Origin of the sequence: Roseateles sp. (assembly GCF_031397715.1) — a bacterium.
Classification (GTDB): domain Bacteria; phylum Pseudomonadota; class Gammaproteobacteria; order Burkholderiales; family Burkholderiaceae_C; genus Paucibacter_A.
Genome location: NZ_JANNMI010000049.1, coordinates 1 through 6,941, shown reverse-complemented (window position 1 = coordinate 6,941; position 6,941 = coordinate 1). Strand labels below are relative to the sequence as shown.

Annotated in this window: 7 protein-coding genes; all 7 read left to right on the top strand. The window is 65.5% G+C overall.

The genetic code is table 11. The annotated features are described in order from the left end of the window. Window positions 1-1,819, top strand: a 1,819-nt coding sequence (locus RMO57_RS02350; protein ID WP_310383840.1) for a putative bifunctional diguanylate cyclase/phosphodiesterase, incomplete at its 5' end; no start/stop codon positions are given. Window positions 1,820-1,883: 64 nt separating this feature from the next. Beyond that, window positions 1,884-2,399, top strand: coding sequence for a DUF3305 domain-containing protein (locus RMO57_RS02345; RefSeq protein ID WP_310383839.1), 516 nt, complete (start codon window positions 1,884-1,886; stop codon window positions 2,397-2,399). After that, window positions 2,399-2,902 (top strand): DUF3306 domain-containing protein, encoded by a 504-nt coding sequence (locus RMO57_RS02340; protein WP_310383837.1) that lies wholly within the window; start codon window positions 2,399-2,401, stop codon window positions 2,900-2,902. The genes RMO57_RS02345 and RMO57_RS02340 overlap by 1 nt, the downstream gene beginning before the upstream one ends. Beyond that, window positions 2,820-4,970: a 4Fe-4S dicluster domain-containing protein gene (locus RMO57_RS02335; protein WP_310383835.1), complete on the top strand. Its 2,151-nt coding sequence runs from the start codon at window positions 2,820-2,822 to the stop codon at window positions 4,968-4,970. Before RMO57_RS02340 ends, RMO57_RS02335 begins: the two co-directional genes overlap by 83 nt. Next, window positions 4,967-5,596: a molecular chaperone gene (locus RMO57_RS02330; RefSeq protein WP_310383833.1), complete on the top strand. Its 630-nt coding sequence runs from the start codon at window positions 4,967-4,969 to the stop codon at window positions 5,594-5,596. The genes RMO57_RS02335 and RMO57_RS02330 overlap by 4 nt, the downstream gene beginning before the upstream one ends. A gap of 97 nt (window positions 5,597-5,693) precedes the next feature. Further along, complete coding sequence (locus RMO57_RS02325; RefSeq protein WP_310383831.1) at window positions 5,694-5,945, top strand: formate dehydrogenase; 252 nt, start codon at window positions 5,694-5,696, stop codon at window positions 5,943-5,945. A 55-nt stretch (window positions 5,946-6,000) separates the two neighbouring features. Beyond that, window positions 6,001-6,941: molybdopterin-dependent oxidoreductase (locus RMO57_RS02320; RefSeq protein WP_310383829.1), on the top strand; the 941-nt coding region annotated here is incomplete at its 3' end.

Genomic DNA, 6,941 nt, shown 5'->3' with positions numbered 1-6,941 from the left:
TGACGTGCAACCGCTGTGCGACGACACCGGCGTGGCGATCGGCTTTGTCGGTGTCGCCGCCGACATCACCGAACGTCGCCAGGCGCAGGCCGATTTGCGCATTGCCGCCATCGCCTTCGACTCGCTGGAGGCGATTGCCATCACCGATGCGCGGCAAAACGTCTTGCGAGTCAACCCGGCTTTCACGCGCATCACCGGCTATACGGCCGCAGAAGCGCGCGGCCAAGTGATGGGGCGCCTGCTGCGCTCGGGTCGGCATGAGCCGGGCTTCTACGAGGCGCTGTGGCAGCGTCTGCGCGCCGAGCGGCATTGGCAGGGCGAGATCTGGAATCGGCGCAAGAACGGTCAGGTTTATCCGGAGTGGCTCAGCATCACGGCGGTGCCCGATGAAGCGGGCGCGGTGGTGAACTATGTGGCGGTGTTCGCCGACATCACGCAGAAGAAGCAGGCCGACGAGACCATTCACCAGCTGGCCTTCTATGACGCGCTGACCGAATTACCGAACCGGCGCTTGATGCGGGATCGGTTGGGTCAGGTGCAGGCTGCGAGGGCGCGCCATGGCCGGCCGGCGGCGGTGCTCTTCATCGACCTCGATCATTTCAAGGCGCTCAATGACATGCGCGGCCACTCGATGGGTGACCGCCTGCTGGTGGAGGTGGCCCGGCGTTTGCAGCTGAGTGTGCGGGCCAACGACACGGTGGCTCGTCAGGGTGGCGACGAGTTCGTGGTGATACTGCCCGAGCTGAGCGCGGGGCCCGAACAAGCAGCCGTGGATGCCGAGAACGTCGCCGAGAAGGTGCGCGCCGCACTGGCTCGCCCCTTCTTCCTCGCCGAGCATGAGTGGGTGGGTAGCGCCAGCATCGGCATCAGCATGCTGGGTGGCGATGATGCTTCGCTGGACGAGGTGCTCAAGCGCGCCGACATCGCGATGTACGAGGCCAAGCGTTCGGGGCGCAATGCGGTTCGCTTCTTTGACCCTGCCGCCCATGCCGCGATGCTGGCGCGCAGCGCGCTGGAGGCTGATCTGCGGCATGCGCTCCCTGGCGGCCAGTTGCTGCTGCACTACCAGGTGCAGGTGGACGAACTGGGTTACCCGGTCGGTGCCGAGGTGCTGCTGCGCTGGCTGCATCCGCACCGCGGCATGGTGGCGCCGGGCAGCTTCATCGCGCTGGCCGAGGACACCGACCTGATCTTGCCGATCGGTCATTGGGTGCTGCAGATGGCCTGCTCTCAGCTGCGCCGCTGGGCCGAGACGCCGGCCACGCGCCATCTGCAACTGGCCGTGAATGTCAGCGCGCGGCAGTTCCGCCAGCCCGATTTCGTCGAGCAGATTCGCATGGCGTTGGCGGTCAGCGGGGCCAAGCCGAATCGACTCAAGCTTGAGCTGACCGAGAGCCTGGTGCTGGTCAACCTGGACGACACCTTGGCCAAGATGCAGGCCATCAAGGCGCTGGGCGTGAGCTTTGCGATCGACGACTTCGGCACCGGCCAAAGTTCACTCACCTATCTGACCCGGCTGGCGCTGGACCAGCTGAAGATTGACCAGTCCTTCGTCGCCAAGATGCTCAACGCCCACACCGACGCGGTGATCGTGCAGACCATCATCGGCATGGCCAACAACCTGGGACTGGAGGTGATTGCGGAGGGCGTGGAGACCGAGCAGCAACTGGCCTTCTTGAGGCACAACGGCTGCCGGCGCTTCCAGGGCTATCTGCTGGGGCGGCCGGTGTCGATCGAACAATTCGAGCTGCAGCTGGCGGCCTTGCCGCAGGCCGATGGCTTGACTGCCGAGTCAGGTGCCGGGCGCAGGTCGGCCTGAAAGTCGATCCGTTTGCCTTAGACTGGTGCTCATGCAGCCAGCCCAGATTGACAGCAAGCCAGTCATGCCGACTTCGCCGCGACCCGAGGTGCGACCCGAGGTGCGACCCGAGGTGCGCGTGGCCGTCGTGATGGAGCGCGAGGCCAATCCCAATCAATGGGAGGCCTGGCGCTACAAGGTCGTCGATGTGGTGGCGCAAGAGCCCGCATTCGGCGACCAGCCGCGCGTACTACGCGATGACGGCAAGCTGCAAACCAGCCTGTTCCCCGGCTTCACGCTGCAGCTGTTCGCCGATGAAGCTGAAGGTTACTTCCTCAATCTGAACAGCGGCGCGCCGGTCTGGTTTGTGGTCTGGCGCGTTGATGACGAAGACCCATCGCGGGCCTGGGCCGAGCGCGTCAGCCTCAGCTACACCGAGGCCGGCCGCTGGCTGGATGCGCAGGAGCGGGTCGACAACGTGCCGCTGCCGCACGATCTGGCCGCCTGGTTGCAGGCCTATGTTGCGGAGCATCACAAACCCGAAGTCAAAAAAGAACGGCGCCGGCCGCAGTCGTTTTTGCCACCTGAGCAGCGACGCTGATGGCGACCGAAGACGACAGCGGTGGCAGGCTGGCGCGCTGGAGCCGGCTCAAAATGGCCGCAAGCAAGGCCGAGGTGCCGCCGCCCATCAGCCTGCCGGCCGAGCCGGTTGAAGCGCAGCCGCCGCCCGGCTATGCCGAGGTCGAGCTGCTGACCCCCGCCAGCGATTTCGCTCGCTTCATGGGCGGCGATGTGGACGGCGGCGTGCAGCGGGCGGCGCTTAAAAAGCTGTTCTTCTCCGACCCGCATTTCAATCTGATGGACGGGCTGGACACCTATATCGACGATTACAACAAGCCCGATCCGCTGCCGCTGGCCATGCTGCGCCAGCTCCATCAGTCCCAGGTCTTGGGGCTGTTCGAGCATGAAACAGAAAAATCAGTTGCAATAGATCAAGCCCCCGAACCCGCGAGCCTGCCCGATGACGACGACCACCCTGATCTGCGATTGCAACAAGACGATGACGCTGGACGGCCCGGCGCTGACGAAGGCGCTGGACCCTAACGCCACTGGATCTGCAAAAGGTCTGGACAGCGTCCACACCCTGCTGTGCCGCCGCGAGGCCGGCGCCTTCCAGCGCGCGGCCAAAAGCGGCGACGATGTGCTGGTCGCCTGCACGCAGGAAAGCCAGCTGTTCCTGCAACTGAACCAGCAGACTGCAGGTGCGCTGTCGCTTGCCGAGCGGCCGATTCGCTTCGTCAATATTCGCGAGACCGGCGGCTGGTCCAAGGACGGCGTCCAAGCTACGCCGAAAATCGCGGCGCTGCTGGCGCTGGCGCAGCTGCCGGATGCGGCGCCGGTGCCCACGGTCAGCTACCAATCAAAAGGCCGCACCGTCATCATCGGCGCGCCGCAGCAGGCCGCGAGCGCCGCTGCGATGCTGGCCGACAAGCTCGATCTGAGCCTGTTGGTGCAAGGTCCCGGCGCAGTGCCGCAGACCCGCGCGCTGCCGGTGCATGCCGGCGCGGTTACGCGGCTGACGGGCTGGCTGGGCGCCTTCGAGCTGAGCTGGACGCAGAGCAACCCGATTGATCTGGACCTGTGCACGCGCTGCAATGCCTGCGTGGACGCCTGCCCCGAGGGCGCGATCGATTTCAGCTACCAGATCGATCTGGGCAAATGCAGCAGCCAGCGCGATTGCGTCAAGGCCTGCGGCGCCGCCGGCGCGATTGATTTCGATCGCCCGGCGCGCAGCGTCACCGAGCACTTCGATCTGGTGCTGGACCTGAGTGCCGTGCCCTTGATCACGCTGCACCAGCCGCCGCAGGGCTATTTCCATGCGGCGGACGACGCGCAGCTGATGGCCGCCGTCTTGCAAATGCGCGAGGCGGTGGGCGAGTTCGAGAAGCCCAAGTTCTTCAACTACAAGCAAAAGCTCTGCGCTCACAGCCGCAACGAGCAGATCGGCTGCACGGCCTGCATCGACGTCTGCTCGGCACAAGCGATTCGCAGTGACGCGTCCAGAAAAGGCAAGTCCGGCGGGCCTGGCTTGGCCGGCATCAGCGTCGAGCCGCATCTGTGCGTCGGCTGCGGCGCTTGCACCACGGTCTGCCCCAGCGGTGCGCTGAGTTACGCCACGCCCGGCCCTGACGCCCAGGGTCAACGCCTACGCACGCTGCTCAACACCTATGCCCGCGCCGGCGGACGGGACGCGGCGCTGCTGATCCACAGCCAGAGCGGCGGCGCCAAGCTGATTGGGGAGTTGGGCCGCGCCGCGCGCACGCAGGCAGCGGTGCAGGGCGTGCCGGCCCGCGTCTTGCCGCTGGATGCCTGGCACACGGCGTCAATCGGGATGGAGCTGTGGTTGTCGGCGATTGCCTATGGCGCGTCCCAGGTCTGGGTGCTGATGACCGACGAGGAGGCGCCCGATTACCGCGCGGCCGTGCGCGCGCAGATGGCGACGGCGCAGGCAATTTTGAGTGGTCTGGGCTTCCAGGGGCAACACCTGACCCTGATCGAAAGCAGCAGTGTCGCCAGTCTGGATCAGGCCTTGCAAGCGAAGCCCGCGCAATGCTTGGCGCAGCCGGCCGGCTACCGCGTGCTGGCCGACAAGCGTGCCACGTTGGAGCTCTGTCTGGAACATTTGATGGCCCAAGCCCCGGCGGTGCCGGACGAGATGGCCTTGCCGGCGGCCAGCCCCTTCGGCGGCTTGCTCGTCAATGCCGACGCCTGCAGCATGTGCCTGAGCTGCGTCAGCGCCTGCCCGGCCGGCGCCCTGGCCGACAACCCCGACAAGTTGCAGCTGCGTTTGATCGAGAAAAACTGTGTGCAATGCGGCCTCTGCGCCAGCACCTGCCCGGAAGCTGCCATCACCTTGAAGCCGCGTTTGTTGCTGGCCGATGGCGGACGGCAGAGGAGGCAGCTGCAGGTCTTGAACGAGGTCGAGCCGTTTTGCTGCGTGCGCTGCGCCAAGCCCTTCGCCAGCCCGAAGGCGATTGAGCTGATGCTCGTCAAGCTCGGCGCCCACGCTATGTTTCAAGGTGCGGCGCGCGAGCGGCTGCAGATGTGCAGCGATTGCCGTGTGATTGCGATGCACAGCAACCCGTCAGAAGTCAGGATTGATCAGTTATGAGCAGCAGCGCCTCGATTGAATTTCACGGCCCGGATGCGGCCGAAGAGCTGGCCCGCGCCGAGGTTTACGGCCTGCTGGCCGAGTTGTTTTACGCGCCGCTTTCGCCAGAGATGTTCGGCCAGCTGCGGGTGGCGGTGACAGAAGCGCCCATGGCCGGCGCGTTCCTGGAGGCCTCCTGGGGCGAGCTGGTGGCGGCCTCGCGGCGCTTGGGCTTGGCCGAGATTCAGGCCGAGTTTGTCGCCCTGTTCGGCGGTGTCGGCAAGCCGGCGGTCTGCCTGTTTGGCTCGCAGTACCTGGCCGGGTCGCTGAATCAAAAGCCCCTGGTCGAGCTGCGCAGTGCCCTGGCGGCGCTGGGTCTGGAGCGGGCGCAAACGGTGCTGGAAACCGAGGACCATATCGCCAGCCTCTGCGAAGTGATGCGTTACTTGATTGCCGGTGAGGATGCCGGTGTCAGCAATTTGACCGCGCAGCAGCGCTTCTTCAACAGCCATCTGCGCGGCTGGGTTGACGGCTTTTGCGCTGCGCTGCAAGCACAGCCGCAGGCCGATTTTTATCGCGCCTTGGCCGCCTTCACGCGCGACTTTTTTGCCGTCGAAGCGCAGGGTTTTGATCTGCTTGAAGCCTAGATGTTTTCTGCCCGTGCCTGGCGCGGGTTTGGCGCGATGCAAAGTTTTTGCAACAAGGCTATATTCGCCCAGCATACTTGTTACGGAGTTGATGATCATGAGCATGAGTAGACCGCAAGTCACCGAAAAGATGGACGGCACCGCATCGACTGCCCCGCTGAAACGGCGCGGCTGGTTGCTGGGCTTGGGCGCCGCGGGCGCCGCTGCCGTGGTGGCCAAGGCCATGCCGCTTGGCGTGGTCGAGGAGCAGGTCGTCGCTGTTGCCGAAACGGTGGCGCCTGAGGCCAGTGCCGGCGGTTACCAGCTCAGCCCGCATGTGCTGCGCTATTACGAAACTGCGCGTTCCTGAGTCGCCCCGGATCCTGAATTTTGAAGGCCGACCTACAGGCCTCGTTGGAGACACTATGTTGCTGACACGCAAGAATTCCGCCACGGCATCTGCCTCGACCGGCCTGCTGAACAGCCTCAGCCGCGGCCTTGATGGCCAACGCAAGGCCATCCCGACCATGGACCGACGCGTGTTTCTGCGCCGCTCCGGCCTGGGCCTGGGCGCCGGCCTGGCCGCCACGCAGCTCAGCCTGGTGCAGCGCAAGGCCCATGCCGCCGAGACTGCGTCGGCACCCGCTGCCGGGCCCGGCGCCAAGGTCGAAGTCAAGCGCACCGTCTGCGGGCATTGCTCGGTCGGCTGCGCGGTGGACGCGGTGGTCGAGAACGGCGTCTGGGTGCGCCAGGAGCCGGTGTTTGACTCGCCCATCAACCTGGGCGCCCACTGCGCCAAGGGCGCGGCCCTGCGCGAGCACGGGGCCGGCGAGCACCGGCTGCGCACGCCGATGAAGCTGGTCAACGGCAAGTATCAAAAGATCAGCTGGGATGTGGCGTTAGCTGAGGTCAGCGCCAAGATGCTGGAGTTGAAGAAGCAGTCGGGCCCAGACTCTGTCTTCATCGTCGGCTCCTCCAAACACAATAACGAGCAGGCCTATCTGCTGCGCAAATGGGTCAGCATGTGGGGCAGCAATAACTGCGACCACCAGGCGCGCATCTGCCACTCGACCACGGTGGCCGGCGTGGCCAATACCTGGGGCTATGGCGCGATGACCAATTCGTACAACGATATGCGCAACTCTCGCGCTGCGATGTACATCGGTTCCAACGCGGCCGAGGCGCATCCGGTCTCGATGCTGCATATGCTGCACGCCAAAGAAACCGCCGGCGGCATCCCGGCCGTGATGAAAGAGCTGCATGGCGCCGGGCTGCTGCACGGCGACTGCGTCACCATCACCGGCAAGACGGTGGCGCAGAACCTGGCCGGGCTGCCGCCGCTGCGCGCCGACCAGGACGTGATCCG

Coding starts and splice junctions, on each gene's coding strand:
- RMO57_RS02345 (WP_310383839.1), top strand. CDS start 1,884: ATGCCGACTTCGCCGCGACCCGAGGTGCGACCCGAGGTGCGACCCGAG.
- RMO57_RS02340 (WP_310383837.1), top strand. CDS start 2,399: ATGGCGACCGAAGACGACAGCGGTGGCAGGCTGGCGCGCTGGAGCCGG.
- RMO57_RS02335 (WP_310383835.1), top strand. CDS start 2,820: ATGACGACGACCACCCTGATCTGCGATTGCAACAAGACGATGACGCTG.
- RMO57_RS02330 (WP_310383833.1), top strand. CDS start 4,967: ATGAGCAGCAGCGCCTCGATTGAATTTCACGGCCCGGATGCGGCCGAA.
- RMO57_RS02325 (WP_310383831.1), top strand. CDS start 5,694: ATGAGCATGAGTAGACCGCAAGTCACCGAAAAGATGGACGGCACCGCA.